The following is a 26625-nucleotide window of genomic DNA, read 5'->3' as shown; positions in this document are numbered from 1 at the left end:
CACTCCTTAATAACTGGGATAGAGGTACCGTTCGTTGGATTGTGGTTCATGTTCAAGCACCGCTTGAAACTTCTTTTCGTCCCAGTGCATCAAGAACGTATCGTCGGTTTCATCGACATCCAAAAAGTCCATCAAATCGCTTTCACCATCGGCCAGCACATCTTCGAAATATTTGAAGAAGCCGTCCAGCACATACTTCTTGATGCCCTTGCGGCCTTGGAACGGAATAACGGTCAAGTAATTATCAGCATAATCTTCCCCGTTCAAATGGGTTTCATCATAAAACAAGACACTGTCTTCATAAGTCAATTTGCCGCCATCATTCAAGTGACCACCTTGGTCCTCTACTTCGATCTGATGCGCATTTTCAGCTTCCAGCGTAAAATCCAGTTCGAAAACACGGGCTTCTTTGTCCCAGTTCACGGCCAATTCGCCGCCAAAAGTTAAATCATCCATGCCTCGATCGAGTGCATCTAAAATTGTTTCTTTCATTTTGATTGCCATCCTTCTGTGGTAAGATTCATATCACGTTTGCGCATTTGAGAAACATACGGATTGCCAGTTACATAAAATCGCAGCGGTGCCAGCGTCCATTCATCATGATTGGGAACTCCGATACGAGGTGCAGCGGTAATCGCAGCCGGTTTTTTGTGCTCCGTTAAGCTCAAGCAGACCCGGCCCCGATCGACAAACACATTATTATCCTTGAGGTCGATTCCAAAGGCCTGGCATAATTTGCCTGGGCCATTGGTCAGGTCATAACCACCTTTTCCATGCCGATTCGCCGTCATTTGGGTGACACCAGTCGCTGGTTGAACGCCCCGAATCAAAATCCCCTGCGGCACATTTTTAGCCTGCGCAATAAAATTCAATAAAAATTGGGTGCGGATCTGATACACATAAACAAGTCCAGCTTCTTGATATAACGGGTCACTGCGTTTAGTATGGCGGCCGCCGTAAGAATGCGCCGCCTGGTCCCGTTCGCCTAGATAAGCTTCCGTTTCGACAATATAGCCGCTTAACGGCCCGACACTCAATTTAGCCCCTAATAACCGTTGGGCGATTTCATCCGTCGGTCCCGACTTGAAAAAAGCCGTCAACGCTTGCGGCGCTCCTTGATTCTCTGTCATTGCATATCCCCCATTTTAGCATAGGCGTGCTTGATTTTCCCCTCCATTATACACAAAAGGGAGCTCCGAATTGCTTCGGGACTCCCTTTTTAAACCAGATTCGCTGTTACGCATCCAGTTGCAAAGTGTGCCAATAGATGACATCCATCGATTGATCTGGATAGAGTTGCCGTTCGATGCCTAACTGTTGGTCGCTCTGACGAATAATGGCATAATAATCTTGTGGTGCGAGCCGTTGCGGATAAACCGCCTGAATCAGCAGAAATTTTGCCATTTCATCTAAGACTGGTTCCGTGACCGCCTGCAGCTGGTCGAACGTCATCGAGGTAAAGATAACCTCTTTGGTGTCATTTTCGATTCGAAACTGCTCAATTGGGAAACCGCCAAAAGAAGCTTGCTGCTGCAAACGCTCTTTAAAAGCCTCAATCTGTGCTAAGCTAAAATCAGGTTTATAAAAAAGCAACCGCCATGTTCGTTTCAGTTCCACCGTCAGCCCTCCTCATGCCTCTATTATGCCATATTTTATCACGCACTGAAGGAGGATGTGCCTAAAGTTTGCAAGGCTTCATTCACCAGTTGTTTGCTGTTGCGCTGCTGAATCTGTGCTTGCTGGAAAACCGGTGTTTCAAGCTGGTTGGGCCGCATCGACTGGGCCATCTGCCATAAGCCCTGCTGATAGGCACTCAAAGCATCGAGCAGCATCTGATGTGTCTGAGCATATTGTTCCGGCACCGCCGTATTGCAGAGCCGTTCGACAAACAGCGTGTAAGCCCGCAGATTTTTAATAAAATAGCCTTTGAGGTCGCTCAAATTTTCGGTGACCAGACAATTACCGGTATGAATGCGGCGACAGGTGTAAGCATATTCATCAAAGACACGGCAAAAGACGATAAAACGTTCCAAACTGTGGTTTAATTGAATTAAGTAAGTTTTCGGGGTCATTTTTGCGTTCCTCCTGGCTTATTTAAAGTGCGAAACCGTTTTCTAATTTCCGATAAGGTTAATATACATTAGTTTATTCGAATAATCAACATTAAATTTTAATAATAGTTAAACAACAAACGTTATTTTATTTTTGAGGAGGAATCGCTTCATGAAACGTTGGACACAGCTTTTATTCTTGGAAACAGCCGTTTTAACGCTGTCAGGCTGCCAATCAAATTCGAATTCGTCGGCAGCTTCAAGTTCAAAGCCTAAAACAGTGGCACGCAGCAATCAGTATTCACAGAAACAATTGGCTTCTTTTTATAATCAGATTTCGGAAGCCGTGATTGCACCCTTAAAAGACCTGCATTATGGTGTCAGCCAAGACCACCTGAAAACGACTCTCACGACCCAGCAGAAGAAGCTGAGTGCGATTGGTCTCAAATTAGCAAATAATACCGCCCAACAGCAGGCCACTCAGGACTTAGGCAATTACACCAAGACAGCGCAAAGCGTCCTGACTGCCATGAAGAACAATGACCAAAACAGTTTTACCGCCGCCATGAAATCCTTTAATAATGAAACCAATTCAATCGCCAAACGGGATTTCTCGAATCAAATTCCACAGTCCTTCCGGGATTACATTACTTTGGAAAAGCAGGATCAATCCATCAGTAGTGTTGCCACCTCCAGCAGCCAGAAATAGCCATCGGGAGCGTTCCTCGGCTGATGATCGTGGTTGGCAAGCGTAACCTGTTAAAACAAAAAAGTTTCCTAAATGCAAAAAATTGCATTTAGGAAACTTTTTTGGAAAGAAACGCCTACGTCACGGTTTCTTCTTAATATCTCGTGCCACACGACACACGGTTCATTTATTTTTCTTTTTGGAATGATAATCGACTTTCAGCTTATCAAAGGCCGACTGGACATCGTGAAAATGATGGCTATCTTTGCGGACATCATTTAATAATGAACGAAAATCATGCGATGACACATCAATATCTTTGGATTTACGCTTTAAATGAAATCCCATGCAAATCGTCTCCTCTAATGATTACACCCTAGTATACTACAAAATTGAATTTCAGAGGCCCCCTTTTCATTCGTTTCCTAAAAGCGGTAAAATAAATGCAGAGTGAAAGCGAAGTGAATCCGATGAGTAAAAAGAAAAAAGCGCAGATGAGCAAAACGCTTGTCGAAAAGATTTTAGATAAAGCCAAGATTCCGTATCAGCAGTATGAATTTCCGACCCACGCCGAAGGAGATGTCGCCCAGTTAACCGTCGATCATCTCAACGTGCCGGAACATGATATCTACAAAACGTTAGCCTTAACCGGCAACAAAACCGGTCCAGTCATCGCCGTCGTGCCGATCGACGAACACGTTGATTATAAAAAGCTCAGCAAGGCTTCCGGTAATAAAAAAGTCGGCATGGTGCCGCTGAAAGACTTGATTGCCACGACTGGCTATGAACACGGTGCCAATACGCCGATCGGGATCTACGAAACCCATCATTATCCGACCTACTTTGCCAAAGAAGCCGAAGCCGAAGACACAATCCTTGTTTCTTCCGGTAAAATCGGTCGTTCAGTGGGAATCAATCCCAAGCAGATCGTCCAATTTGTTCACGGCGAATTTGCCGATATTACCGCACCTGAAAACTAAGGGGCTGACTTTTGGATGGAAACGGCTATAATATAGAAACAATCTTAGTGTCTCAAACGAGGTGTTAAAAATGTTTAATGCACAACATGCACGTTTTGCAACCTTCAGTGTCGTTCAGACCCTGCCTGGTGAAATCATCGACCGCGTTTGGCAGCTCATCGATACTGACCTAAATGGTGTTGTTCCGTTGAGCAACATTTTGAAATTCAACGTCGAAAATCATAATGGCCGTGTGACCTTGCTCTTTTCACAAGCAGACGATGCCACTCAGATTGGATTCGATCTTCCCTTCCCATATGACCGTGATTATCCTGACGAAATCCTTGCTTATGACGATGGTGAAAATCAAACGATCTTACTACCAAATGAAGTCGAATAAGCGTCAAAAAAACTGCGGCCGCTGCCGCAGTTTTTTTATGCTCCCTTTTACAACAATTCCCGCCAGAATTCAGGAGACTTGGACTGGTAGACTTCAAGGTTGCGCTCATCCATTTCCAATTTGGCTTGGAGAGCCTCTTCATCTTCACGGTCTCTTTTTCTTCTTCTGACGGTTAACCATAAACCCAATAACGGTTCAAAAATCATCAGGAAAATGGTGATTCCTAATGCCCAAAAGGCAAAATTCTTCATTGTGAAGGACGCCTTGAACGAGTTGACCTGATGCTCAAACCGTTTTGTTCACGGTGTTTCGACCGTTTGCTGCACCACCGCCCCGTCTTTCGCATCCATCTGCACTGGTTTCGCCTGATTCGGCGTCACCGAAATCCATAAAAACAAACACCCTAATAGGGCTGCAACCCCAATAATTCGTCTGATAACTGTTCTCAAACCTAAACTCCTCTATCTCTTATGTAATACTAAAAATTGTACCACAATAGAAACCGTTTTCAAAGGGTGCTTTCCAAGTCAGCAGGTCTTTTTAAACCTGTTCGGACAATTATTCGTTACAATGGATGTGAATCAAGAAAGGAGCGAGTGGCATGATTACTTGGACACCCTCACGTAAAGATTATCAAAATAAGTTGCAGCGTTTAGATAAGAGTCCTGATTTTGCAAAGGATAAAAATGGTGTTTGGCACAAGGACGTTTTCGATCCCGATGTGGCCAAAGACGCCATGGACGATTTCAATGCGCATTTTCAACAGGATAACGGCGGCCCGTACGCACCGGATTCCGAAATCATGAAACGCACGAAAAACCATCCGACCGATGATGCTTCTGAGGCGGCTTACCGCTGGCGGGCTCAAATGGGCAGCAGCAGCCTCGACCTCTCGAACCATGTAACGGTGACGAAAATTTACACCGATGATGACGAAAAGATTCCGATTTCCGTCTATACACCCGAATTAGCCGATCCCAATGAGTCATTAGGCGCCATCATCGCCTTTCATGGCGGCGGCTGGCTCGGCGGCAATGTGCTCGTCAATGAGCATTTCTGTAAATATATGGCTGAAATTGCCCGTGTCCGTGTCTTCAATGTCGATTACCGGCTCGCACCTGAATTTCCGGCTTTTACCGGTGTTAACGACTGCTACCACGCCACAATGTGGATTATCGAACATGCTGAAAAACTCCATGTCGATCTGAGTTTGGTCGCCGTTTATGGCGATAGCTCCGGTGCCAACAATGCGGCTGTCGTCGCTTATATGGACCGTGCTAACGGCAATCATTACATTACCAACCAGTTCATGGCGTACCCATGCGAATCATTGGACCCAGCTACACAAGCTAAATACGATTGGCCTGAAGATAAATACAACATGGATTCCTTGATGCAGCAACGTTATCAGAAAGACACCCTTTTTTCCGTCAAAGGCAAACAACTTTTACAGAAGGTTTACGTCGGCAAAGAGGATCCGACCGACCCTCGCATTTCGCCATTAAATATGTCAGATGACATGATGGCCAAAATGCCGCCTGCTTTGATTGCAACGGATGAATTCGATCCACTACGTCCGCAAGGTTACGGCTATGCCCAGCGTTTGGCGGAGAATGGCGTTAGTGCCCACTACATCAACTACAAAGGGATGACGCATGCCTTTTTGGATAAGTTCGGCATTTTCCCACAGGGCGAACACTTTGCCTGGGAAGCCGCACACTGGCTGCATTCAGGCAAATAGCGCGTAACCAACAGCGCATAACTTTGTTTTCCAAACGATTTCAAACACAAAAAAAGGACTCGTCACAATTTCTGTGCACGAGTCCTTTTCATGTTTGCGATCTACGCATCGTTCTTCACCTCAGCGTCTCTTTCATGGGAATAAGGGCAGTTTATCATAAGAAATTTATAATTGCAACGATAACTAAAGTTATTTAAAAATATTTTTGCTGCCTATGTTACAATAGACCTACTCGATTCGAAAAGAAGGTGTTTCCATGTTATTCGCACCCTTAATGGAATGTGATGTGCCTGCCCGTGCTTAAAGCAGCGGACCCGTGCCGCTGCACCAGTTGATTTTTAACAAAGACATATTAAGCGGAGGCACAATCAAAAATGACCCAATTTAAATTAGCAGCACAATTACCAACCGAAATTTCACTTGGCATTACGCAATTCACATTTCACAATCAGGCTAACGATACCACATTCTGGCAGGCAGAACTGAATCCCCTGCTCGCCGACATCCAAGCGCATGACAGTTTGGAAACGATCCGATCCAATCCGGCGATTCAGGCTACCAAGCAGCTTTACAAACGGCTAGGCAAAGATCCGGCTCGGTTTCGGCCGTCATCGGACAGTCTGTGGCGGCGGGTCGTCAAGGGCAAAGGACTTTACCAGATCAACGCCCTGGTCGATCTTAATAACTTGCTGTCGCTGCAGTTCAAGCTGCCGATTGGTAGTTACGATCGGCTGCAAATCGGTGACACGGTGACCCTGTCAGTCGGCCAAACTGGTGAAACTTATGCTGGTATCGGCAAAAAAGCCGTCAATCTCGAACACCTGCTGGTGCTGCGTGACCAAGATGGTCCGTTCGGCAGTCCGACTTCTGATTCGACTCGGGCAATGATTACGCCCGAAACGACGCAGGCAGCATTGGTAATCTATATGTTCGACGTCACAGCCGCCCAAGCGCAGCAAATGCAGTCTGAAACGGCAACAATATTGAATCAGTACTTGCAGCCAAGTAAATTGACCCAAGAATGGCTGCATCGCTAAAAACACAATTATAAAAGCCGGAACACTTTGTGGTTCCGGCTTTTTTACGTTTTATCCAATTGCATACACTATGGCTCCGATTATTGCCCAAAATGCGGCTGAAAACAGGAAGCCGTTCCGAACACCGATTGCAAATTTCATTTTCGCCATCCCTTTCACGCTTATTTTTAGAATAGATGAAGTTTAGCACGCTGCTTCGTTGCACTGCAATGATAACAACGGTTATTTAACCTTCAAAATCATTTTAAACTTAAAAAAGCAGATTGGGTTCAATATATGCTCACTTGTGATAATGTTTTTATGATTATTTTTATTAGAAATGGCCCCAATCATTAAGTGACCGATTTCATTTTGAGCTTTACTATTACACAGTTTCATGTAATAATGTGCTCATCAAATCCATTAGGAGGAATGTCCAATGGCTCAATCCGATTGTTGTCCTGAAACACCGGCTTTAACGGCACGTCCGCTCTTAGATGAATCCGATGCCTTGTCAATTGCCGGTTTATTCAAAATATTAGCTAATGACACCCGTTTACGCATTTTGCATAGTTTGGCACTTGATCCGCATCTGACTGTCAGTAAAATTGCCGCTCAATTAAATTTAAAAATTCCCGCCGTTTCGAATCAGCTGCAGCGGCTAGTTGCCCAAAACATCGTCGTGGCCAAATGGCATGGCAATTTTGTTCATTACGAGATTATCGATGCGTGCACAACCCTACTGCTGGAACGTGCTTGGTGTCTGGCTGAAGATACTGGCCGGATTCCTGCAAAAGACGAGGCTAGTGCATGATTCTTGAAACCATCCTGACGAGTGCTGTCTTATATGCCTCCACTGCGATCGACCTGCTAGTCATTTTAATGCTGCTGTTTTCACAGCATTCTTCCAAACAGGAACGCCGTCAGATCTATCTCGGCCAATACATCGGCTCTTACACACTAATCGGCATCAGTTTGATTTTTGCCTTTATTCTGCATTACGTACCCGAAAAATGGTTATTGGGCTTGTTAGGTTTGATTCCAATCTACTTCGGAATCAAAGCGGTGCTGGGTTCGGAAAATGAAGCTGCGGCGGCCCAAAAGAAAATGACGGCCCGTTCCGGTAAAAATCTTAGTGCTACCGTCGCTTTGATTACCGTTGCTTCTTGTGGGGCCGACAATATCGGCCTGTTTGTGCCTTATTTTGTTACCCTCAATCCTGTACAAATCGGCATTGTTTTAATCGTCTTTACGATCTGCATCTATCTCCTCGTTTGGATCAGTACCCATTGTGCCCAATTCAAACCGATTCACCGTGTTCTCGCCAAATACGGCGACTGGATTATGGCGGTGGTCTATATTGGGCTTGGTCTGATGATTCTCTGGGAAAGCGGCACAATTCAGCATTTTACCCACTAAAAAAGAAGCGGAAATTTTTCCGCTTCTTTTATTTTTGGATGGCCCGCAGGATCTCGCCTTCGATGATTGCCAAATCCCGATTCGGTTCAGTCGGTATATTAGGTGCCAGCTGCTGCTGGATAAAATAGAAACCTAATTGTCCGATAATCGTCCGGATTACCGTCGTAGTATCCAAATCCGCCCGTACTTGGCTCATCATTTTCTGATGTAAAAGCGTAAAGAAACTTGGCAACGACTCATTAAATACTTTGTAAACCATCGTTCGAATCGTTTCATTCGTAAATGCTTCATTCAGAAGAATCATGACAACTTCCGAATTGGCCGTCAAAAAACGGTACCGATCCTGAACCAAGAAATGGATTAGCTCCGGCAAAGTGTCGTATTGCTCTAACTCGGCCAAAAAATCGTCCCGATACAGTGGTAGCAGTTCTTCAATCATCGGCTGTAAAATGGTCGTCAGCAAATCCTGCTTCGTCTTGAAATATTTAAAAATTGTCGCCTGGCTGACCCCGGCACTTTCGGCAATTTGTGTGGTTGGCGTACCATTATACCCCTGCTTAGCAAATAAGTCGGTTGCGGCCAGCAACACGGCCTTTTTGCCATGCGGCATTTTTTGATCCAGCAGCCGTTTACGATAGCTGCCAAAGATTTTTTCTTCCATGTTGAACATCCCTCACTGATGATAACGTTACTCTTATTATACGCTATGCCTTGCGATAACGACGCAAACCGACGATATTGAGCACCGTCAGAATCAGCAGGAAAATCAGCAGAATGCCGACATCGAAGCCCAAACGGGACAAAGGGGTGCCGAACATCATAATTTGAGTGGACGCATCGCCGGAATATTTAATCGGAATCACAGCGGAAATAGCGCGTACCCAGCTCGCCATCGAGGCCAGCGGAATAATGCCGGAGAAGAAAACTTGTGGAATGACCACAATCGGCATAAACTGCATCATCTGGAATTCGGAGCTGGCAAATGTTGACAATAAGATTCCGCAGGCTAATGCGACGAGTGCCAATACCAAATTAACGACAACCAGACTGAACAGACTGCCCACCACTTCGACGTTCAACAGCCAGACACTGGCTAAAACGATCACAATCGTCTGTAAAACGCCAATGACCCCGTAGCCAAGCATATAGCCGAAAACAATTTCGGAGCGTTTGACGGGCGTGGCCAACAGTCGGTCCAAAGTGCCGCTGGTCCGTTCCCTAAGCAAGGCCATGCCTGAGATCAGGAAAACAAAGAAGAAGACGAAAAAGCCAATTAAAATCGGCAGAATCTTATCGAAGAACCCCGTTTTCGAATTGCCATAAATATAATGATTGGTGACCTTGGGTGTCTGCGTTTTGGGCGCCGCTTGTGCAGGTAATTTAGCCTGCATGGCCGCCGGCAGCTGCTGTTTCAAGGTTACCAAAGCCGTTGTTGCTTGAACAAGTTTATTCTTTAAGCCCGTTGTTTGCGCATTCGTAACGGCATTTTTAAAGGCCATTTTAACCGCCGCCGTTTTGCTGGAATCCGTATTGGCATAGGTTAAGTGATAATTACCATTGGTTTCACGGAGTGTCGCATCAACACGCTGCTTTTTTAACGCATGGGCCGCCGCTTTTTTAGTGGCATAGTGTTTGACTGTGACGTGTTTTGTCTTGGCCAGGTCCTGATCGAGTGTTTGACCGACCGTCACGGTCCCGATTTTGACATCGATCGTCTGATTGGAACTAAAAATGAAACTCATCAGAACCAGAATCAAAATCGGTGCAATAAACATCAGGGCTAATGTCTGTTTATCCCGCAGCAGCTCCTTCAAAACCCGTTTAGTAATCGCTAAAGTCCGCATTATTCTGCCCCCTCTGCCTTCAAAAAGACTTGTTCAATCGAATCCTCATGGTACTGGGCTTCAAGATTCGTTGATGTATCAAAGGCGATTACCTTGCCGCCAAGCAGCAAAGCCACATCATCGACTAATTCTGCTTCATCCATCACATGTGTCGTAATCAAAATACTGCGGCCTTCTTTTTTGACCCGTTTCAGTTCCCGCCAAATCTGACGACGCAGTGCTGGATCGATGCCAACGGTCGGTTCATCCAATACTAATAACTGCGGATCGCCCAATAAAGCAATTGCCAACGACAGACGCCGCTTCATGCCGCCCGAATAGCCACTCACTCGTTTATTGACATCCTGAGCAAGGTCGACCACATTGACCACATGTTCAATAGCCGCTTCGGTTGCCTGTTGAGGCAATCCCTTCATCACCGCATAAAATTTGAGGTTTTCACGTGCTGATAAATCTTCATATAAAGCATCCGTTTGGGCCATATAACCGATTTGGCCTAATAATTGGCGGTTCGGCATCGTTTGATTGAAAACTTCTGCCGTCCCAGAAGTGGCAACTTCCATTCCTAAGGTAACCTTGATAATGGTTGATTTGCCTGCCCCTGAGGGTCCGATTAAACCAACAATGGTGCCCGGTTGAACCGTTAAATCAATGCCCTTCAGGACCGTTTGCTCTCCAAATTTTTTGACGACGTTATGTAATAAAATAATCGGTGCTGCCATTTTAATGCCTCCATTTGGAATTTAATTTTAATAGTGAGTAATTGATCACTCACTTTACAAACTAATAGTATACCCATTTTAAAAATGACGTCAAGTTTCTTGGGCAACAAAAAAGCACTGTTTGCACAGTGCTCCCTTCATTTTTAAAAACGGGCAACTAATTTACCTAGCGTTTGGCGGTCCCGAATTTGTGTTAAACCACGTTGAATCTGATCAGGTGTCAGGACTTCTCTAATTAACGGGTCCACAGCGCCCGTTGCGACCATCGCCAACAATTCACTTGTCATTCGGCCTAGGTCAGCGACCGCATGCGGATCACCACTGCGATGCGCACCGCCCAAATCTACTTTACTGTAGGATAACGCCCGTTCCGGTCCTAGCGGCTGAGTCGGAGTGTTTTGAATGCGGACCAGCTGCCCATTATAGGCCAATTGCGCTAGAAAGGCATCCGCATCACCGGCTGTATTGACAATCACATCGACGCCACGACCGTGTGTTAATTCACGAACACGTGCCATGACATCTTCATGGCGATAATCGATTAACGCTTCAGGACGCAAACGGCTGGCAAAAGCCCGTTTAGCCGGTGAGACCGTCGTCAAAACTGTTTTACCGGCTTGATGCGCTAATTGAATCGCCATACTGCCGACGCCACCAGCACCCCCTTGGATCAGCACCGTGTCAACGGCTGGTGACAAATTGGCTTTGCGGAATAAATCCTGATAAGCCGTCAAACCGGCACACAAACTCGCCGCTGCCGTCTCAAATGATAAATTATCCGGGATGTGCGCCACCGCCGCTGCTGTTAAAACGGTTTTTTCAGCAAAAACGCCATTTTTAGCCAGATTGGCATGTCCAGCCACTCGGTCACCAATCCGAAAATCCGTCACATTGCTGCCGATTGCTGACACAACACCAGCCGCATCCAATCCAACTGTGTGTGGAAAAGTCCAATCAGAATTGCCGGCCGCAATCACCTTATAGTCGACGGGATTCAGCCCAACCGCCTTGACAGCAATCTGTAATTCATCTGGTCCAGGCGTTGGCACAGCAACCTCCTGCCATACGAGTTGCGCAATTGTTTTTGACTGGGGTGTTTTCACAACGAGTGCCTGCATTTTAATTCAACTCCCTCTTTAAAATAATAAGGTCATTGTACTACACGCCGACGCAAAGAATCTCGCAAGCCTGAAATGCAATAAAAATTTAGAAAAATCAGCGGCGCATAAATAACAACGGATACGGCGCACCCGCTTCATCGACCGTTGTCCGTCGGTACGTCCGAAATCCCAAATGTGCATAAAAACCGATTGCAGCCGGATTTTGCTCATTAACGGTCAATTCATTGACCTGGTAATGAGCGATTCCGTATTGAAGCAGTTGTCGCCCCAACCCTTGTCCTCGTTGTGCTGGCGCAATAAACAGCATCTCCAGCTTCCGCCCGTTGATTCCCATAAAAGCAACTGGCTGTTCGGCTGTTGCAATCACCAAGTGGGCAACGGACGCAATTGCATTCGGAACCTGCAGTTTTATTTTCAAAATCTCATCTTCCGTTAAAAAATGGTGGGTGGCCCGCACTGAATCCGCCCAAACAGCAGTTAATTGCGTGACCAGCTGTGGCGTTCGATTTGTCACTGAAATGAGTTGCATGAGAATCCGCCTCCCTATTTATGTCATCGTAATAAAAAAAGACTAACCACAAAGGTTAGCCATCTGATTTGTATAAGGAGAGTACAGGAATTGAACCTGCGCGCCCGGTTAAGGGTTCGCCGGATTTCGAGTCCGGTGCATTACCACTCTGCCAACTCTCCATAACATTAAAAGTATAGCAGAGATTTTACCATTTGCAAAGTATTTTGAATAAAAATTATAGTCTGACTGCTTTTCCAAGCACTTATCCGGTCCGTTCGCAAATTCACGCCTGGTCCAGACGGGCCATGCTATACTGAAATGAGAGCAAGGGAGGCAGTAATTGTGAACAAAGAACGTTTAGTCAGTTATACGGATGCTGTGATTGCCATTGCGGCGACCATCATGGTTTTGGAACTGCATGCCCCGAAATCAGTGTCTGTGCCAGCATTGTTCTCCATGTGGCCGACAATGCTGGCCTATGTGATCAGTTTTGCACTGATTTATCTCGTCTGGATGTCCCACCAAAATATTTTTAATAAAGCAAATGTCATTTCAATTCAAACTTATCTCATCAATGGTATCTGGCTGTTTATTCTGACACTGGTGCCCTTTGCGACAAGCTGGGTCGGTGAACATCCGAATGACACCCTGCCGGAATTTTTGTACATGCTGATTGAATTCCTCTGGGGTTTCTGTTTCCAACTAATGGACAATCAAATCATTCGGGACAATCCTGGTGTTGAAAAAGATGTGACGGACACCTTTTTAGCACGAACAGTCTTATACGGCGGCTTAGTTCTGGCAATGATGATGTCCTTTTTCATCCCCATTATGAGTCTGGTAATCTTAGGATTCGTCCTGATTATCCTCACGATCGTCATTATCAGAAATTAAGCGACGATCTTTCATTCACAAAGATCGTCTTTTTCTGTATACTAAGGACAGATGAAAATTGAGGAGTATCGAAACATGAAAATCTCATTGGTAAAATTACCGGCGCTTTATAACACGATCTTTTTCCTCGTCTCGATCGTTGAGATCGTGTTGATCGCCATTTTCTTAGGCGGCAGCAATAATCTCAGCTGGGCGACCTTAGTGCTGATTTACAGCAATATTGAAGCCAAGGTCTTCTGGCTCGGTATTATCGCCATCATCCTGCATGTTATTTCCTATCTGGATGCGATGAATCAGCCCTGGGTCCTGACCGCCGATCTAATCGGGATCGCCGCCCATATTCTGCTGATCTTCGTCCCGAGTTTCTTCTATATTTCATTGATCCTCATCTGGTTATCGATTTTCTTAACCTTACGCAAAGCTTATAAACACAAGCACCTTCAGACACGTGCCTAAATAAAAACCACCGACAATTGCTGTCGGTGGTTTTTTCATATGTAATCCCATTAAATGCCTAAATAGAAAGTAGCGAACAAAGCAGCAGCGACGGCACCGAAGAAAGGCGCAATCCCAGGCACTAAAATCCCATACTGCCAATCACTATCGGCCTTGTCTGGAATCGGCAGAATAGCATGCGCAATACGGGGCCCGATATCACGCGCCTGATTCATCGCAAAGCCAGTTGGTCCGCCTAACCCCATTCCAAGTGCCCAAACAAGAATTCCGACGGCAATCGGCACGACACCTGGCGTTTTGATGCGTGAAATGGCCAAAATAGACGTCAGGAAAATAAAGGTGTCAAAAAATTCGACGAAGAAATTACGGGGCAGATTGCGAACGGCCGGTGATGTTGAAAAAATGTTGCGGATCGCCACTGGGTCGACCTTGCCATAGGAATGTTTAAATGAATCGGCATACATAATGTACACGATGATGGCGCCGACGATCCCGCCTAAAATCTGGAACACGGCCGTTTCGAGAAAAGTCGGAAAGTCCATGTTGCCAAGCAGAAACTGGCAAAATGCCATCGCCGGATTGATCGTGACATTTCCAAAGATAAACAGTGCAATCGTAATTCCGAACGCCCAAGTCGTGATTGCAAACAGATGGCCTGAGCCATGATATTTCGTATCATTCAAAACAGTGTCGGCATGAACGCCGACCCCAAAAACAATCATTAGTGCTGTTCCCATAAATTCCGCCATTAACTGGTGCATTTCTTCTTCAATCCCATCTTATTATTTTATTTATTGAATCATTACTTTTTGCGAATACTTTTTTGACCCAAAGAAAAACCCCTGAAACTGGACTGGCAACTTCAGAGGTTATTCAAACTCTTCAGATTGATTTGATTAAACGAACTAATTATTTACCGCTGTACTGCATCAGCGAGAATGTGTCGTAACCTTTGATCTTATCACGGCCGTGCAGGTCGGTTAATTCGATCAGGAAGGCTGTGCCGACGACGATTCCGCCTAATTCTTCGACCATCTTGATCGTAGCAGAAATCGTCCCGCCAGTAGCAAGCAAATCATCAACGACTAAGACACGTTGACCTGGCTTGATGGAATCCTTATGTAAATAAAGGGTTTCAGTCCCGTATTCCAAGTCATAAGTAGCTGAAACTGTTTCACGGGGCAACTTGCCCTTTTTACGAGCAGCCGCAAAACCGATATTCATTTCGTAAGCAACTGGGCAGCCGACGATAAAGCCACGTGCTTCAGGGCCAACGATCATTTCAACGTTTTTGTTCTTAGCATAATCAACAATTGCATCTGTTGCTGCATGATAAGCTTTGCCATCCTGCATCAATGGGGAAATATCCCGAAAGATGACCCCTGGTTCAGGAAAATTCGGCACACTTGCAACATAATCCTTAAAATTAATCGACATTCTTAATAACCGCTCCTTCTCGTTGCTCTTCGCCATTTGATAAATTCTCAGTCAGCCACTGGCGCAAATCGCCAAAAGTTGAGTAGACCAAGGTTTGTTCCATTTTTATCCGTTGCTCACGTTGCTGATAACTGTGCGCACTGTCGAGTGCGTGCGGCTGCGGAGCGACCACGGCATTAATAGAATCCTTTTCCATTTTAACAAATCCAAGCTCAAAAAACACCTGCAGAATAAAAATGAGTTGTCCAAAATCAATTTTGAGGTACTCTGCCAGTTGTTTTAATTGTGCTTTATGGAGATCATGATGATGGCGCACATAGACCAAAAGCTGGCCGTACTGCGTCTTTTGCGGCATTCCCTCTAGATAGACGGAATGCTTCGTATAAAATACACAGCCGATTTTATCAGCCTGCTGCAACTTCAAAAATTGTTGAAATTCAGCTAAATCCTGTGGTTCGTCGACCACAATCAGTTGTTTAGATGCGGCCACATGCTGGTCATCGGCCATCAAAGCCTGGTGAGTGTCTGGCACCCATTTTTTCAGCTGCTGGTAATAATCCGGATTGAAAAAGACATAATCGGCATCCTTTTCAAATAATTGCCGGGTCAGATGCCCCGCCCGTAAGTCCGTGACGACAGTGCCCTTTGTCTTCAAATCCCGAACTTGAATCTGCAAAGTGGTCTTCCCTCGCCACGTGTTTTCAGAAAGCGTGCCAGCAAAAGCCGTTTCAGGGGCATTGTCAAAATCAGCAGCTGCTGTTCCAAACCGAAAGGCAATAGCATTCAGTTTTTGCGGCCCAAATTGGAATTTGAGATGGCTTTTATCGGCGCCAATCCGCCGGACATTAGTTAATGACTGGTTCGTGAAAACAAAAACCGGTTCATGGTTAGCGGTTCCAAATGGTGCCAATTTGCGTATCTGATGGTACAGGTCCGGCGTCACTTGATCAGCAGTCAGCGAACCGGCAATTTCCAGCTGCGGTTTCGTTCCAGGTTGAAAATCCTGCTGAGCAGCTGCGTCGTCAAGCCATTGCTGCAGATTTGGCAGTTTATCGGTCGCAATTGTCAATCCGCAAGCCATCGCATGGCCCCCAAAAGTGACCATTTCATCCTGATGCGGTGCTAAAGCTTCATACAGATTGAACCCTTTGATACTTCGTCCGGACCCCTTTGCCGTTCCTTTTTCAGGATCGATATCCAAGACGATTGTCGGTTTATGCTGAACTTCAACGACCTTGCTGGCCACGATACCAATGACACCAGAATGCCATTTTTCATGGGCCAATGTTAAAGTGGGATGCGCCTGATAGTCCGGCGTTGCGGCCATTGCTAAAGCAGTTTTGCTGATTTCTTTGACAATATCCTGCCGCTGGGTATTCAATTCTTGAATCTGCTGGGCCAAATCAGCGGCCTGGTCTTCATCGAAAGTCGTCAGCAAAGTAACGCCCATCGTCGCATCGCCCATCCGGCCCAACGCATTCAAACGAGGTGCCAGCGCAAAGCCGATTGTTTCTTCAGTAATCCGGTCCGGCTGGACATCGGCAGCTTTGCATAAAGCAGCGATCCCAGTCCGACTGGCCTGTCGTAAAACTTGCAACCCCAGCGACACCAGCGCCCGGTTTTCCTGACGCAGCGACACCAGATCAGCCACCGTCCCAATGGCAACTAGGTCCAGCATTTCAGTCGGAATTTCGCCTAACAAGGCACAAGCTACTTTAAAGGCAACGCCGACCCCAGCCAGATCATCAAACGGATAATCACTGCCAGGATAACGGGGATGCACAATGGCAGCGGCGTCCGTCGGCAGTTCCGCCGGCAGCTCATGGTGATCCGTGACGACAACATCCACCCCCTGAGAATGGGCGTAGGCAATTTCAGCTTTCCCGCTGACCCCATTATCGACCGTAACAATCAGTTGGGTGCCATCTGCAATCAGACGCTTGTAAACGTCCATATTCGGCCCATAGCCGTCATGGAAACGGTTAGGAATATAAACACTTGCATCGCCGCCGACCGACTCGATGGCCTCTTTCATGACCGACGTACTGGTCAGCCCATCGGCATCATAATCGCCGTAAATTGTAATTTTCTCACCATTCATAATGGCGCGTTGAATCCGATCGACCGCCTTGTGCATATCATGTAATTGAAAGGGATCGTTTAAATCATTCAAGGTCGGCTTCAAAAATGCAGCGACCTGGGCGGGGTCCGTCACACCACGCTCCATTAACAATGCCGCAAATTTTTCAGAAATCTGGGCCTGCTCGGCAAACGTTTTTAATTCTGCTGACGACGGTTGCTGTACTTCTTGCCACTGATAACGTGACTGCATCCCGTATTCCTCCCTTAAAAATCCTTTTGAAAAAGACACCGTCCTATTATAACAAACCTATCTTAAAGGTAAATCTTTTTTTCCAATTCCATTCCCGCCAGTAAATTATGATATACTTTAAGCATGAACGATTAGGAGGTTTTTGAATATGACAACAGTGCTTGTTTTAGGCGGTGCGGGCTATATTGGTTCCCACATGGTCGATCGTCTGATCACAAAGGGCTATGACGTCGTTGTCGTCGATAACTTGGTCACAGGTCATCGCAAAGCAATCAACGCTAAGGCTCGTTTTTACGAAGGCGATTTACGTGATAAAGATTTCATGCGTGGCGTCTTTAAGAAGGAAGATAAAATCGAGGCTGTGTTCCATTTTGCCGCATTCTCGATTGTTCCCGAATCGATGAAGAAACCGTTAAAGTACTTTGATAACAATACTTATGGCATGATCGCCCTGCTCGAAGTGATGAATGAATTCAACATCAAGAAGATCATCTTCTCTTCGACTGCCGCTACTTATGGCAATCCGGAACATGTTCCAATCAAGGAAACCGATCCGCAGAATCCGATCAACCCTTATGGGGCCAGCAAGTTAATGATGGAAAAGATCATGCATTGGTCCGATGAAGCATACGGCATCAAGTTTGTTGCTCTCCGCTACTTCAACGTTGCCGGTGCCAAGCCGGATGGTTCGATTGGTGAAGATCATCATCCCGAAACGCATCTGGTTCCAATCATTCTCCAAGTAGCTTCTGGCAAACGGGATAAACTGTACATCTTCGGTGATGACTACAATACCCCTGATGGCACCAACGTCCGTGATTATGTCCACCCATTTGATTTAGCCGATGCCCATATTTTGGCCTTAGACTACTTAAATGCTGGTAATCCGTCCGATGCCTTCAACTTAGGTTCTTCAACCGGATTTTCCAATGAAGAAATGCTTGAAGCAGCTCGTGATGTAACGGGCAAACCAATCCCTGCCGAAGTCGGTCCTCGTCGTGGCGGTGATCCGGACACTTTGATCGCAGCCAGCGATAAAGCCCGCAAAGTCTTAGGCTGGCAGCCAAAATTCGATGACGTCCATGAAATGATCAAGACAGCTTGGAACTGGACCGTCAAACATCCAAATGGTTATGACGATCGCAACGATCAGGATGCTAATCATTAACGAATAAAAAAGTGCCGGTCAACGGCGCTTTTTTAATGCCAGAAAGGAAGTTTGGCATGGATGCACTGCTCACAATTCCTATGCCGGCCAGCGCGACGCTGACCACGAGTTTAAAGCAGCTGATCGCACAAAATGAATTTCCGCCGGCTTTTTCGCAGCAGCCGGACTGGAACCATCGTCAGTATGCCTACGCCGGCCATTATTTAATCGGCCTGCAGCTCCATGCTGATCAGCTGACCTATCAGTCTCCAGTTTCTAACCTGGTAGTCCCCTTTGGCACACTGCCGGCTGACACCCTGAAAAATATTTGGACTTCGCAACCGGAATTATTATTGTGGACGGCCGTCATTGTTGATGGCCCCTATCGTAACACTCACTGGTGGGCCCGCAAAAAAGCCCACGAATTGCCGTTTCGCCTCAACCTCGTTCTCTCGATGGCGACCGATACCGAAGAAATTCAACGCATCACTGCTTACGATCCGGCCGGTCTGCAAATGATTCGCAAGGGCCAATTTCCTAAATGCCCGCACTGCGGTTATTACGTACGTGGCCTCAAAGTATGCTCAACGTGCGGCTATGAAGTTCAATATTCGAAGTAACTGGTTTTATGCTATAATAAAAGAGAAATGTTTCTGCAATAAAAGCGATATTTGGGAGGAATTTAGAATGGCAGCACAAAAGAAAGAACAAGCTGATGTAGTTAAGGAAACCCATTTTGATATCTCAGATGCAGACGTCCAATCCGCAGCCGACAAATTATCAGACACTGATTTGGGTTATGTGACCAAGAAGGATTATCCGCAAATGGATGATGAACAATGGGCACGTGCTTTCTACAGCAAGATTGCCGAAGAATTTACCAACCGCGAAGACGATAATTATCTTTACGTAGAACCATTCGACTATGTCGGTGGGGACATCGATATGATCATCTTCAACATGGATATCGTCAAGACCCGTGAGGATGCTCGTAAAGACCTTGCGAAGGCCTTAGGTGAAAAAGCCTAATCATTCAAAATAAAAAGCCTGAGGTGCTATGCCTCAGGCTTTTTTTAATGTTAAATGACACGTTCCGTTTGATCAATTTTCATTTAATGTTTAACGAATCCATAGACAAGCTGCTGCAATCAGGAGCAGCACTAACGCTGGCAGTAAACTCAGAATCACCCGTTGGATGGTCTTGTTGCGATAATCCATCTTCACTTCTCACCTCACCCAATAGCTTACTAAATCCGGCTTAAATTGCAATCCCTTTTACCAAAAATTTATGAAAAAAGGAAGTTTTTTTTAATGGCACAACAAATCGATTTGAACAGTCCCGAATTCGAACAAATTGAAATGGTGTTAAAACGGCCGATCAACGACCTTTTCGCCCAAAAATACCCGTTTAAAAATGAGCACTTTCATCAAATCAAACCAGGCATCTGGGTCCTGCCAGCGACCAAAACGATTAAAACTGATTACTGGTTTATGAGTATGACGACGAATGGCGGTCAAACAATCTTAGGGTTTGCGGACACCACAACTGATACCCATGGCAAACCTGAATTTCGGGACATGATGTCCACTGGCATGGGCATCCGCCGCATTCGCGAAATCAACGAAGCGGCCGGTAATGACATCTTACGCTATCTCTACCAGTTTAAACAGGACGGCGTTGGTACATTGCATAAGTTACAAAAATAATTATTATTTTTATCAAAAACGATTCCGTTTTCTTGACAAAAGAGGCATACTAGAGTAGATGAATTCGAACTAGGAGGCCTCGCCAATATGCGCCAATGAAACATGCACGTCCGCACCGCAAGTGGCCTAAGTGGCTGTTTGGATTAGTGCTGGCGGTCCTGATCGTCGGGGTAACGATAGCTGTGGTTCAGCAGCCAACTTCTAATCAAGCGGCGACTGCATCCAGCCAGTCTGCTTCGACTGCACAGTCCAAACCGCAAAAAGGCAGCCCAATCTCTCTCAAACAACTGATTGCCGCTGAAAAGAAAAAGTGGGTTCAATTTACCGGTAAGAATAAAGTGACTACTAAAGATCCGGTTGCCGATCAAACGGCTGCCGATGCACCCAAATATATTATGCAAGTCAAACCGCTCTCGCAGTTTCCTGATTTACCGACTGGCTGCGAGATTACCGATGTTGCCATGCTGATGCAGTACCGCAACAAATCTGTTTCAGCGTTGGAAATTGCCAATGAGATTCCGTATACCGATGATCCCGAAACTGGCTTCTGGGGCGATCCGACCAATGACACCGGTTATACAATGTATCCACCGGCTTGGAAAGATTACTTTGAAAACAACCTTGGCAGCTTCAAAGATCTGTCCGGTGCTTCGCTCAGTACGTTGAAGACCGAATTGAAAAACGATCATCCAATCGTCGCTTGGGTCGAAATGCACGGCTTCGGTCAGCATGCAATTCTGCTGATCGGCTATCAAGGTAACAATCTGATTTACAACGATCCTTATACCGGTAAAGGCGACCAAAAGATTTCGCAATCTGATTTCTGGTCGCTTGCCGCTTCGCAGCACCACCGGGCAATGACGGATTAGCTTGTGAAACATTTTAATGATTTTACGGTCTGAAAAGACTATTTAAAAAGGATGACAGCATTTTCAACTGTCATCCTTTTTTGGTGCCCACCAATGTAATAATGCCTTTTTAAACACTTCTTAAGCTTTTGGCCTTACAATAACGGCAATGAAAACTTACATTCGTCGAAAGCAACTGGAGGTGCCGATCATGAAACATTTCTCGTTTTATAAGGAAAACGTCGCACAAATGTCACTCAAGGAACTCTTTCTCTGGACGCTCTTAACCCTTTTTCGCACTGGCCCGCTCTTTGTGGCCATTATTTTACTGGTCTATACACTGCCGATCGAAAACAAAGCCTGGAGCGGTCTGCTATGTGCCCTTGCCGCTTGTGTGGCACTGATTTTATCACCCCATCGTATTTTATGGAAGAAAACCCGTTTACAAGAAACCTGGCTGATTGCCGATCCGACCGCCGAAGAACTGGCACAATGTGCTGAACAAGTCGACCTCGAAAACAGTCTGCCGCAATCCTTAGTCGATGCTTACCTCGATAAGCCGCATGCCCATTGGGTTCAGGCCCTGCAAGATTATTTCGGCACTCATTTGCTGAAAATCTATGCCGACCAGATCAAGCCGCTAGTCAAAGAATTACAAGCACTCAACCAAATGAAACGCCAGCAACATGAAGCCCATCTGGCGGCTCAGATGGATCCGAATGCCGACCACAGCAATAAACGCTGGTATAACGATCAGAAAAATATGATTGAAATCGATGCGCAGCGGCAGAAATTGATTGGCAAATTGTGCCGGATTAAAGAACAAGGGGCAATCCTTTAAAGTGACTATCAAAAAATCGTCATCCAGTTTGCGATGGCGATTTTTTTGACTGCAATCTTTCAATTATTTCGTTTTTGTGCCGTATTCAACGGCGACCCATTCACGCCGACCATCGGAATCGGCTAAAATCGTCAGGCCGATTTCATCATAATCCGGTTGAATCAGCTGTGCATATTTAGTCGGATCTTTCCGCCAGCGATCTAATAACTGCTGCGCCGTTTGAATCTCGCTTGTGCCCAGCCAGCTGCGGTCGATTCCTTCGGCGACTTGCCCTTTGTATCCAGCCACTTGCAAGGAGGGCCGCAAGCCTTCATGATCGTCTAAAACATGATTTTTGCGCTGGGTATCGGCGCGCACGTAGCTTAATGTCTGCAAATGCATATTGATCGTCAGTTGCGACAGCTGTTTCTCAGCCCGAAATTGATTGATGGCTTCGATCATTTGACTCGAAACCAACGACATATTCAATTCCAAGGGGATTATATGCCGATGATAATGAAAAACTTCCGGACTCATTTTAGCCGTGACCGTCACTGTCCGCTGCGTTTCATCCGTCAGATCATAATCGACAATCGCCGGCGCTGTAATATGCAAGGTTGAATCCAAAGGTTCTTCCCGCACAACGGCTTTATGAATCGGCTCGCCCTTCTCATTTAAGAATTCGAAGCGGACTTCAACTGTCGGATGCAGCTGCTGGTACCGGAAGGTGATTGTCTGATCATGCCGGACCTGCAGCCGGCGCATCCGCCCGCTTTCGATCACATAACCAGCAACGGCCGGCGCCTGCAGGTTCAGCCAGTGCCCGACCCGAGTCTGATAAGTCTGCTCTGGACGAACGGCTGTCCCATCCTGATCGAGATATTGCACCGTCGTCGTATATTCAACGGCAGTCCGTTGCGGATCGTTGGCAAAAACGACCGTCTTGCTGCCATCTGGATTATAAACGGTTTCTTCTTGATGCTGCTCTTTTTGCGCCATGTCGTGTTCCTCTCTTCCTCAGCTCAGTGTAGCACAAAAAAGCGGTTTTTTGCCGCCGCTTTATAAAATCACCTGCTGCGGATAAGAAGCACCGCTCGGATCCAATTTAAAATTATAGGACTGGACATGATTCAGTTTCGGACCCGTTTCGGTAATGTAACTAAGGGTGACGATTCCCGCATCATCAGCTTGGACCCGGACTGTATTCAAATCCGGTTTGCGATCGAATAACGTCCAAAAAACGGTTCTTAACCGTTCAATCTGGTGCACTGCCAATGGACTCTCATGGGTGGCCGCCGTATAGGCTAAATAACCCAATGAAAAATTAGTCAGCTGATGCCCGATGTGATCCAAGGCCAATTCTGAACCATACCGATCTTGATAATCAGCGACCGTGATTTTTTCTTCAAATAATGCCGTCAAGTGTGTCAGGACATCCGTTTGTTGTGTCATCTTAATCCCTTCTTTATTCTTAGTATACCGGCATTCAACGCGAAAGGCGAATCCTTTGATTGTTAAGCGCGCTTTTCAGAAAATTTTCATGTACAATAGAGGTGCATCAGATTTGTAAAGGGGGCCGATTGGCTTGAAACAAAAATGGTTTTGGCGTGTGCTGCTCTGCGGACTGCTTTGCGTTGGCGCACTCCTTCAACCGCTGACACAGACTGTTCAGGCAACGAGTACTAAAAAAACAATCAACTGGCGCAAACCATCCCAGCAAAAAGCCTATCCGAATTTAAAGAAACATCCTCAGGTTTGGATCGACGTTTCACAAAAGAAGCAACGGGTTTACATCAAAGATGGCAAAAAGGTGCTCTATACGATGTATGCCTCAACTGGGAAAGATCACAGCACTCCGAACGGCACCTTCCACATTCAAAAAGAACGGGGCAAGTTCTTCTATAACCAGCAATCCGGCGAAGGCGCTAAATACTGGACCTCTTGGAAAGATCATGGCGTTTATCTGTTCCATAGTGTTCCGACCGACCAAGAAGGGCATTTCCTGAAAAAGGAAGCCGACCAGCTCGGTAAAGAAGCCAATTCACATGGCTGTGTTCGTCTGACTGTGCCTGATGCCAAGTGGATCAATGAAAATATGCCAGTAGGCACCAAAGTCGTCATTCATCAATAACCGCAAAAAAGCATTCGGAAAATTTCCGAATGCTTTTCATTTACAATCGTTAGTGTTGTGCGGTCGGCCGAATCAAGACTTCATTGACACTGATATCTTCCGGCTGAGCGATCGCATATAAAACGGCCTGAGCAACGGCGCCGGCATCCATCCCATAATCCTCAATGTTCTTAGTCACTTGGGCTTTCAGCTGCTGGTCAGAAGTGGCAGCAGCAATATTCGTTTCAACCGCCCCTGGCGAGACGATCGTCGCCCGAATATTGTGGTCGGCACTTTCTTCCTGACGCACGCCTTCCATCAACGCCCGAACGGCAAATTTAGTTGCATTATAAACAGCGTAATTCGGTGAAACGACATGGCCGGCCACCGAATCAGTCGCGATAATCTGACCGCTCTTCTGCTTTTCCATGATCGGCAGCACTTCCTTGATGCCATACAAGACACCCTTCAAGTTCGTATCGATCATTTGGTTCCAATCAGAAAGTTTGCCGTCCCGTAATGGTGCTATCGGCATCACACCGGCATTATTATACAGAACATCAACGCGGCCATACGTATCGAGCGTATTCTCAATTAACGTTTTGACTTGGTCGTACTGCTGAACATCAACGGCCTGGCCGATAACTTCGGCCCCTTTGCCTTTAAGTTCGTTGACCAATGCATTGACACGTGCCTCAGTCCGGGCAGCCAAAGAGAGTTTGGCCCCGTTCTGAGCTAGCAGACGGGCAGTGGCTTCACCGATCCCACTGGTGGCACCTGTAATCACAACGACTTTGCCTTTGACATTATTATCCATTCTAAAGCCCCCTCTTTCCCATTCAGTGTAGCATCTTTCACTGCAATAAATGGCAAAGAGGTCTCGACGCTTATTTAGACCGTTCCGCCAGCAAACGGGCCGAAACTTCCGCCAAACGCGGCGACCAATCAACGTTATAAACGTCAGGATTTGTAACGCGTTTCACTTCGTCCCACTGCCGGGCTAATTGTTCCTTCGAGAACTTTTGAATCTCAAGGACAGATGGTGAATGGTAAACCTGCTTCCCATTCTTGAAAATCTGCGGACGAATATCTTCCGCCGTGTAGTTGTCGACAGTCGCCTGCCGATGCGTTTTCTCCGGATTCGCATTCATGACGTGCAGCGGCTGTTCAGTCGGCAGCTTTTCATCATGCAGCGTCAGCAGATCGGCAAAGGCCATGCCGTCGTCGTTATACAACCGATAAACGTTCTTGAACCCAGGGACAGTTGTCTTAGCAACACTGTCACTAATCTTAATCTTCGGCGTAATTTGCCCATCTTTTTCAGTGGCCACTAACTTGTAAACACCGCTCAAAACAGCATCTGATTTGGCTGTAATCAGCTTTTCGCCGACTCCAAAAGCATCGACCTGAGCGCCATCCGATAAAACGGTCTTAATGACCCATTCATCCAAAGCATTCGAAATCGTGATTGTTGCATTTGGAAAGCCAGCATCGTCAAGCATCTTACGGGCCTTCTTCGTCAAATAAGTGATATCGCCGGAATCGATTCGGATGCCGATATGGTCTTCGATACCCTGACCCTTCAATTCCTTGAAGACTTCAATCGCATTCGGCACACCAGAATGGAGCACATCATACGTATCGACTAATAAGGCGCAGTTATGCGGATATAATTCGGCCCAAGTATGGAAAGCATCATATTCAGTCGGGAAAGTTTCGATCCAGCTATGGGCCATGGTTCCAGCCACTGGAATATCGAACATCTGGCCAGCCATCACATTGGACGTCGATTGTGCGCCGCCAATGACAGAAGCACGCGCCCCGTAATTGGCCGCATCCGGACCCTGCGCACGACGCGCCCCAAATTCCATGACCGGCTTGTCACCAGCTGCATGAGTAATCCGGCGGGCCTTAGTCGCAATCAAGGATTGATGATTGACCGTGTTCAAAATCATCGTTTCCAATAATTGGGCCTGGATTAACGGTCCCCGTACCGTCATCAACGGTTCATTGGCATAGACAGGCATTCCTTCCGGCATCGACCAGATGTCGCAGCTAAATTTAAAGTCTTTTAAATAAGCTAAAAATTCATCTTTAAAAATACCCAAACTCTTCAGATAAGCAAGATCTTCATCGTCAAAATGGAGATCGTTCACATAATCGATGACCTGCTGCAGACCGGCAAAAATGACCAGCCCGCCATCATCAGGCACCTTACGGAAATAGACATCAAAATACCCAGTCAGATCTGGGGTTGCCTGCAAGTAACCATTCCCCATGGTTAATTCATAGAGATCGGATAACATCGATAAATTTCTTCGTTTCAAAGGAAGTTCCTCCTAGCGTTCGCTCCAAACAAGCGCGCTTTTATATGACAGCAGCGAGTGCTGTCCTGCCCCAAA

Annotated in this window: 35 protein-coding genes and 1 tRNA gene; 16 read left to right on the top strand and 20 right to left on the bottom strand. The window is 46.2% G+C overall.

Annotated elements, in window-relative coordinates:
• Positions 1-6 precede the first annotated feature (6 nt).
• The 4 genes from IV40_RS01195 to IV40_RS01180 all read right to left on the bottom strand — a co-directional run bounded on the left by IV40_RS01195 (position 7) and on the right by IV40_RS01180 (position 2072).
• Positions 7-492, bottom strand: coding sequence for a DUF3013 family protein (locus tag IV40_RS01195; protein ID WP_057768537.1), 486 nt, complete (start codon positions 490-492; stop codon positions 7-9).
• On the bottom strand, positions 489-1130 hold the full coding sequence (locus IV40_RS01190) for a DNA-3-methyladenine glycosylase (protein WP_057768536.1): 642 nt from the start codon (positions 1128-1130) through the stop codon (positions 489-491). Before IV40_RS01190 ends, IV40_RS01195 begins: the two co-directional genes overlap by 4 nt.
• 106 nt (positions 1131-1236) lie before the next feature.
• Positions 1237-1617 carry a hypothetical protein gene (locus IV40_RS01185; RefSeq protein ID WP_057768535.1) on the bottom strand — a complete coding sequence of 127 codons (381 nt, stop codon included), beginning with the start codon at positions 1615-1617 and terminating at the stop codon, positions 1237-1239.
• Between the two features lie 38 nt (positions 1618-1655).
• Positions 1656-2072 (bottom strand): hypothetical protein, encoded by a 417-nt coding sequence (locus tag IV40_RS01180; protein WP_057768534.1) that lies wholly within the window; start codon positions 2070-2072, stop codon positions 1656-1658.
• Between the two features lie 151 nt (positions 2073-2223).
• Between IV40_RS01180 and IV40_RS01175 the strand changes: the two genes are divergently transcribed.
• Entirely contained in the window at positions 2224-2760 is a 537-nt protein-coding gene (locus IV40_RS01175; RefSeq protein ID WP_057768533.1) for a hypothetical protein, read from the top strand.
• A gap of 162 nt (positions 2761-2922) precedes the next feature.
• On the opposite strand, the gene IV40_RS10675 is transcribed toward IV40_RS01175, so the two are convergent.
• A complete protein-coding gene (locus IV40_RS10675) occupies positions 2923-3087 on the bottom strand; it encodes a hypothetical protein (protein WP_156404198.1) in 165 nt (54 codons plus the stop codon).
• 122 nt (positions 3088-3209) lie between these two features.
• Here IV40_RS10675 and ybaK point away from each other — a divergent pair, with 122 nt between their 5' ends.
• Both ybaK and IV40_RS01165 read left to right on the top strand, forming a co-directional pair.
• The gene (ybaK, locus tag IV40_RS01170) at positions 3210-3719 is read left to right on the top strand and encodes a Cys-tRNA(Pro) deacylase (protein WP_057768810.1); all 510 of its coding nucleotides are present in this window, start codon (positions 3210-3212) and stop codon (positions 3717-3719) included.
• Between the two features lie 70 nt (positions 3720-3789).
• Complete coding sequence (locus tag IV40_RS01165; RefSeq protein ID WP_057768532.1) at positions 3790-4098, top strand: DUF960 domain-containing protein; 309 nt, start codon at positions 3790-3792, stop codon at positions 4096-4098.
• Between the two features lie 47 nt (positions 4099-4145).
• Here IV40_RS01165 and IV40_RS01160 read toward each other — a convergent pair whose 3' ends face one another.
• Positions 4146-4349 carry a hypothetical protein gene (locus IV40_RS01160; protein ID WP_057768531.1) on the bottom strand — a complete coding sequence of 68 codons (204 nt, stop codon included), beginning with the start codon at positions 4347-4349 and terminating at the stop codon, positions 4146-4148.
• A 48-nt stretch (positions 4350-4397) separates the two neighbouring features.
• A complete protein-coding gene (locus tag IV40_RS10670; RefSeq protein WP_156404197.1) occupies positions 4398-4547 on the bottom strand; it encodes a hypothetical protein in 150 nt (49 codons plus the stop codon).
• Positions 4548-4699: 152 nt separating this feature from the next.
• On the opposite strand from IV40_RS10670, the gene IV40_RS01155 reads away from it, so the two are divergent.
• The 4 genes from IV40_RS01155 (at position 4700) to IV40_RS01140 (ending at position 8274) form a co-directional block, all read left to right on the top strand.
• Complete coding sequence (locus IV40_RS01155) at positions 4700-5839, top strand: alpha/beta hydrolase (RefSeq protein WP_057768530.1); 1140 nt, start codon at positions 4700-4702, stop codon at positions 5837-5839.
• 374 nt (positions 5840-6213) lie between these two features.
• Positions 6214-6876, top strand: a complete 663-nt coding sequence (locus IV40_RS01150; RefSeq protein WP_057768529.1) for a B3/B4 domain-containing protein — start codon at positions 6214-6216, stop codon at positions 6874-6876.
• A 418-nt stretch (positions 6877-7294) separates the two neighbouring features.
• A complete protein-coding gene (locus IV40_RS01145; protein WP_057768528.1) occupies positions 7295-7669 on the top strand; it encodes an ArsR/SmtB family transcription factor in 375 nt (124 codons plus the stop codon).
• Complete coding sequence (locus tag IV40_RS01140; protein WP_082617862.1) at positions 7669-8274, top strand: CadD family cadmium resistance transporter; 606 nt, start codon at positions 7669-7671, stop codon at positions 8272-8274. The genes IV40_RS01145 and IV40_RS01140 overlap by 1 nt, the downstream gene beginning before the upstream one ends.
• Before the next feature lie 28 nt (positions 8275-8302).
• Here IV40_RS01140 and IV40_RS01135 read toward each other — a convergent pair whose 3' ends face one another.
• From IV40_RS01135 to IV40_RS01110, 6 genes are all read right to left on the bottom strand, one after another.
• A complete protein-coding gene (locus IV40_RS01135) occupies positions 8303-8935 on the bottom strand; it encodes a TetR/AcrR family transcriptional regulator (protein ID WP_057768526.1) in 633 nt (210 codons plus the stop codon).
• Positions 8936-8978: 43 nt separating this feature from the next.
• A complete protein-coding gene (locus IV40_RS01130; RefSeq protein WP_057768525.1) occupies positions 8979-10118 on the bottom strand; it encodes an ABC transporter permease in 1140 nt (379 codons plus the stop codon).
• A complete protein-coding gene (locus IV40_RS01125; RefSeq protein WP_057768524.1) occupies positions 10118-10840 on the bottom strand; it encodes an ABC transporter ATP-binding protein in 723 nt (240 codons plus the stop codon). Before IV40_RS01125 ends, IV40_RS01130 begins: the two co-directional genes overlap by 1 nt.
• Before the next feature lie 143 nt (positions 10841-10983).
• Positions 10984-11958 (bottom strand): zinc-binding dehydrogenase, encoded by a 975-nt coding sequence (locus IV40_RS01120; protein ID WP_057768523.1) that lies wholly within the window; start codon positions 11956-11958, stop codon positions 10984-10986.
• Positions 11959-12055: 97 nt separating this feature from the next.
• Positions 12056-12490 carry a GNAT family N-acetyltransferase gene (locus IV40_RS01115; RefSeq protein ID WP_057768522.1) on the bottom strand — a complete coding sequence of 145 codons (435 nt, stop codon included), beginning with the start codon at positions 12488-12490 and terminating at the stop codon, positions 12056-12058.
• A 75-nt stretch (positions 12491-12565) separates the two neighbouring features.
• A tRNA-Ser gene (locus IV40_RS01110) sits at positions 12566-12651 on the bottom strand.
• A 163-nt stretch (positions 12652-12814) separates the two neighbouring features.
• Between IV40_RS01110 and IV40_RS01105 the strand changes: the two genes are divergently transcribed.
• Together IV40_RS01105 and IV40_RS01100 are read left to right on the top strand one after the other, a co-directional pair.
• Positions 12815-13366 (top strand): TMEM175 family protein, encoded by a 552-nt coding sequence (locus IV40_RS01105; RefSeq protein WP_057768521.1) that lies wholly within the window; start codon positions 12815-12817, stop codon positions 13364-13366.
• A gap of 75 nt (positions 13367-13441) precedes the next feature.
• Positions 13442-13822, top strand: a complete 381-nt coding sequence (locus IV40_RS01100; protein ID WP_057768520.1) for a hypothetical protein — start codon at positions 13442-13444, stop codon at positions 13820-13822.
• Between the two features lie 50 nt (positions 13823-13872).
• Here IV40_RS01100 and larD read toward each other — a convergent pair whose 3' ends face one another.
• From larD to recJ, 3 genes are all read right to left on the bottom strand, one after another.
• Entirely contained in the window at positions 13873-14583 is a 711-nt protein-coding gene (larD, locus tag IV40_RS01095; protein WP_057768519.1) for a D/L-lactic acid transporter LarD, read from the bottom strand.
• 148 nt (positions 14584-14731) lie between these two features.
• The gene (locus tag IV40_RS01090; RefSeq protein ID WP_057768518.1) at positions 14732-15259 is read right to left on the bottom strand and encodes an adenine phosphoribosyltransferase; all 528 of its coding nucleotides are present in this window, start codon (positions 15257-15259) and stop codon (positions 14732-14734) included.
• Complete coding sequence (gene recJ, locus IV40_RS01085) at positions 15249-17591, bottom strand: single-stranded-DNA-specific exonuclease RecJ (protein WP_082617838.1); 2343 nt, start codon at positions 17589-17591, stop codon at positions 15249-15251. The genes IV40_RS01090 and recJ overlap by 11 nt, the downstream gene beginning before the upstream one ends.
• Positions 17592-17739: 148 nt before the next feature.
• Here recJ and galE point away from each other — a divergent pair, with 148 nt between their 5' ends.
• From galE to IV40_RS01055, 6 genes are all read left to right on the top strand, one after another.
• The gene (gene galE, locus IV40_RS01080) at positions 17740-18759 is read left to right on the top strand and encodes a UDP-glucose 4-epimerase GalE (RefSeq protein ID WP_057768517.1); all 1020 of its coding nucleotides are present in this window, start codon (positions 17740-17742) and stop codon (positions 18757-18759) included.
• Positions 18760-18815: 56 nt separating this feature from the next.
• Positions 18816-19358: a thioredoxin domain-containing protein gene (locus tag IV40_RS01075; protein WP_057768516.1), complete on the top strand. Its 543-nt coding sequence runs from the start codon at positions 18816-18818 to the stop codon at positions 19356-19358.
• A 67-nt stretch (positions 19359-19425) separates the two neighbouring features.
• Positions 19426-19767: a hypothetical protein gene (locus tag IV40_RS01070; RefSeq protein ID WP_057768515.1), complete on the top strand. Its 342-nt coding sequence runs from the start codon at positions 19426-19428 to the stop codon at positions 19765-19767.
• A 282-nt stretch (positions 19768-20049) separates the two neighbouring features.
• On the top strand, positions 20050-20445 hold the full coding sequence (locus tag IV40_RS01065) for a hypothetical protein (protein WP_057768514.1): 396 nt from the start codon (positions 20050-20052) through the stop codon (positions 20443-20445).
• Positions 20446-20540: 95 nt separating this feature from the next.
• Positions 20541-21314, top strand: a complete 774-nt coding sequence (locus tag IV40_RS10890) for a C39 family peptidase (RefSeq protein ID WP_236698005.1) — start codon at positions 20541-20543, stop codon at positions 21312-21314.
• Between the two features lie 190 nt (positions 21315-21504).
• Positions 21505-22134, top strand: coding sequence for a hypothetical protein (locus IV40_RS01055; protein ID WP_057768513.1), 630 nt, complete (start codon positions 21505-21507; stop codon positions 22132-22134).
• Between the two features lie 63 nt (positions 22135-22197).
• Here IV40_RS01055 and IV40_RS01050 read toward each other — a convergent pair whose 3' ends face one another.
• Both IV40_RS01050 and IV40_RS01045 read right to left on the bottom strand, forming a co-directional pair.
• On the bottom strand, positions 22198-23112 hold the full coding sequence (locus IV40_RS01050; RefSeq protein WP_057768512.1) for a CAP domain-containing protein: 915 nt from the start codon (positions 23110-23112) through the stop codon (positions 22198-22200).
• Between the two features lie 60 nt (positions 23113-23172).
• Entirely contained in the window at positions 23173-23565 is a 393-nt protein-coding gene (locus IV40_RS01045; protein WP_057768511.1) for a hypothetical protein, read from the bottom strand.
• A gap of 157 nt (positions 23566-23722) precedes the next feature.
• Between IV40_RS01045 and IV40_RS01040 the strand changes: the two genes are divergently transcribed.
• Entirely contained in the window at positions 23723-24244 is a 522-nt protein-coding gene (locus IV40_RS01040; RefSeq protein WP_420843255.1) for a L,D-transpeptidase, read from the top strand.
• 49 nt (positions 24245-24293) lie between these two features.
• Here IV40_RS01040 and IV40_RS01035 read toward each other — a convergent pair whose 3' ends face one another.
• On the bottom strand, positions 24294-25040 hold the full coding sequence (locus IV40_RS01035) for an SDR family oxidoreductase (RefSeq protein WP_057768509.1): 747 nt from the start codon (positions 25038-25040) through the stop codon (positions 24294-24296).
• A gap of 70 nt (positions 25041-25110) precedes the next feature.
• The gene (locus tag IV40_RS01030) at positions 25111-26550 is read right to left on the bottom strand and encodes a nicotinate phosphoribosyltransferase (protein ID WP_269082184.1); all 1440 of its coding nucleotides are present in this window, start codon (positions 26548-26550) and stop codon (positions 25111-25113) included.
• Positions 26551-26625: the final 75 nt, after the last annotated feature.

The organism is Lactobacillus selangorensis, from assembly GCF_001437205.1.
Taxonomy (GTDB): domain Bacteria; phylum Bacillota; class Bacilli; order Lactobacillales; family Lactobacillaceae; genus Paralactobacillus; species Paralactobacillus selangorensis.
The sequence above is the reverse complement of the archived record's forward strand: the minus strand, read 5'-3'. Positions and strand labels throughout refer to the sequence as shown.

Excerpts from the sequence above, each read along its gene's own strand:
- IV40_RS01100 (WP_057768520.1), top strand. The coding sequence starts at position 13,442 with ATGAAAATCTCATTGGTAAAATTACCGGCGCTTTATAACACGATCTTT.
- IV40_RS01125 (WP_057768524.1), bottom strand. The coding sequence starts at position 10,840 with ATGGCAGCACCGATTATTTTATTACATAACGTCGTCAAAAAATTTGGA.
- IV40_RS01145 (WP_057768528.1), top strand. The coding sequence starts at position 7,295 with ATGGCTCAATCCGATTGTTGTCCTGAAACACCGGCTTTAACGGCACGT.
- IV40_RS01150 (WP_057768529.1), top strand. The coding sequence starts at position 6,214 with ATGACCCAATTTAAATTAGCAGCACAATTACCAACCGAAATTTCACTT.
- IV40_RS01135 (WP_057768526.1), bottom strand. The coding sequence starts at position 8,935 with ATGGAAGAAAAAATCTTTGGCAGCTATCGTAAACGGCTGCTGGATCAA.
- IV40_RS01070 (WP_057768515.1), top strand. The coding sequence starts at position 19,426 with ATGGCAGCACAAAAGAAAGAACAAGCTGATGTAGTTAAGGAAACCCAT.
- IV40_RS01045 (WP_057768511.1), bottom strand. The coding sequence starts at position 23,565 with ATGACACAACAAACGGATGTCCTGACACACTTGACGGCATTATTTGAA.
- IV40_RS10890 (WP_236698005.1), top strand. The coding sequence starts at position 20,541 with ATGAAACATGCACGTCCGCACCGCAAGTGGCCTAAGTGGCTGTTTGGA.
- IV40_RS01160 (WP_057768531.1), bottom strand. The coding sequence starts at position 4,349 with ATGAAGAATTTTGCCTTTTGGGCATTAGGAATCACCATTTTCCTGATG.
- galE (WP_057768517.1), top strand. The coding sequence starts at position 17,740 with ATGACAACAGTGCTTGTTTTAGGCGGTGCGGGCTATATTGGTTCCCAC.
- IV40_RS01050 (WP_057768512.1), bottom strand. The coding sequence starts at position 23,112 with ATGGCGCAAAAAGAGCAGCATCAAGAAGAAACCGTTTATAATCCAGAT.
- larD (WP_057768519.1), bottom strand. The coding sequence starts at position 14,583 with ATGCACCAGTTAATGGCGGAATTTATGGGAACAGCACTAATGATTGTT.
- IV40_RS01165 (WP_057768532.1), top strand. The coding sequence starts at position 3,790 with ATGTTTAATGCACAACATGCACGTTTTGCAACCTTCAGTGTCGTTCAG.
- ybaK (WP_057768810.1), top strand. The coding sequence starts at position 3,210 with ATGAGTAAAAAGAAAAAAGCGCAGATGAGCAAAACGCTTGTCGAAAAG.
- IV40_RS01155 (WP_057768530.1), top strand. The coding sequence starts at position 4,700 with ATGATTACTTGGACACCCTCACGTAAAGATTATCAAAATAAGTTGCAG.
- IV40_RS01175 (WP_057768533.1), top strand. The coding sequence starts at position 2,224 with ATGAAACGTTGGACACAGCTTTTATTCTTGGAAACAGCCGTTTTAACG.
- IV40_RS01115 (WP_057768522.1), bottom strand. The coding sequence starts at position 12,490 with ATGCAACTCATTTCAGTGACAAATCGAACGCCACAGCTGGTCACGCAA.
- recJ (WP_082617838.1), bottom strand. The coding sequence starts at position 17,591 with ATGCAGTCACGTTATCAGTGGCAAGAAGTACAGCAACCGTCGTCAGCA.
- IV40_RS01065 (WP_057768514.1), top strand. The coding sequence starts at position 20,050 with ATGGCACAACAAATCGATTTGAACAGTCCCGAATTCGAACAAATTGAA.
- IV40_RS01190 (WP_057768536.1), bottom strand. The coding sequence starts at position 1,130 with ATGACAGAGAATCAAGGAGCGCCGCAAGCGTTGACGGCTTTTTTCAAG.
- IV40_RS01090 (WP_057768518.1), bottom strand. The coding sequence starts at position 15,259 with ATGTCGATTAATTTTAAGGATTATGTTGCAAGTGTGCCGAATTTTCCT.
- IV40_RS10675 (WP_156404198.1), bottom strand. The coding sequence starts at position 3,087 with ATGGGATTTCATTTAAAGCGTAAATCCAAAGATATTGATGTGTCATCG.
- IV40_RS01075 (WP_057768516.1), top strand. The coding sequence starts at position 18,816 with ATGGATGCACTGCTCACAATTCCTATGCCGGCCAGCGCGACGCTGACC.
- IV40_RS01180 (WP_057768534.1), bottom strand. The coding sequence starts at position 2,072 with ATGACCCCGAAAACTTACTTAATTCAATTAAACCACAGTTTGGAACGT.
- IV40_RS01120 (WP_057768523.1), bottom strand. The coding sequence starts at position 11,958 with ATGCAGGCACTCGTTGTGAAAACACCCCAGTCAAAAACAATTGCGCAA.
- IV40_RS01055 (WP_057768513.1), top strand. The coding sequence starts at position 21,505 with ATGAAACATTTCTCGTTTTATAAGGAAAACGTCGCACAAATGTCACTC.
- IV40_RS01130 (WP_057768525.1), bottom strand. The coding sequence starts at position 10,118 with ATGCGGACTTTAGCGATTACTAAACGGGTTTTGAAGGAGCTGCTGCGG.
- IV40_RS01035 (WP_057768509.1), bottom strand. The coding sequence starts at position 25,040 with ATGGATAATAATGTCAAAGGCAAAGTCGTTGTGATTACAGGTGCCACC.
- IV40_RS01195 (WP_057768537.1), bottom strand. The coding sequence starts at position 492 with ATGAAAGAAACAATTTTAGATGCACTCGATCGAGGCATGGATGATTTA.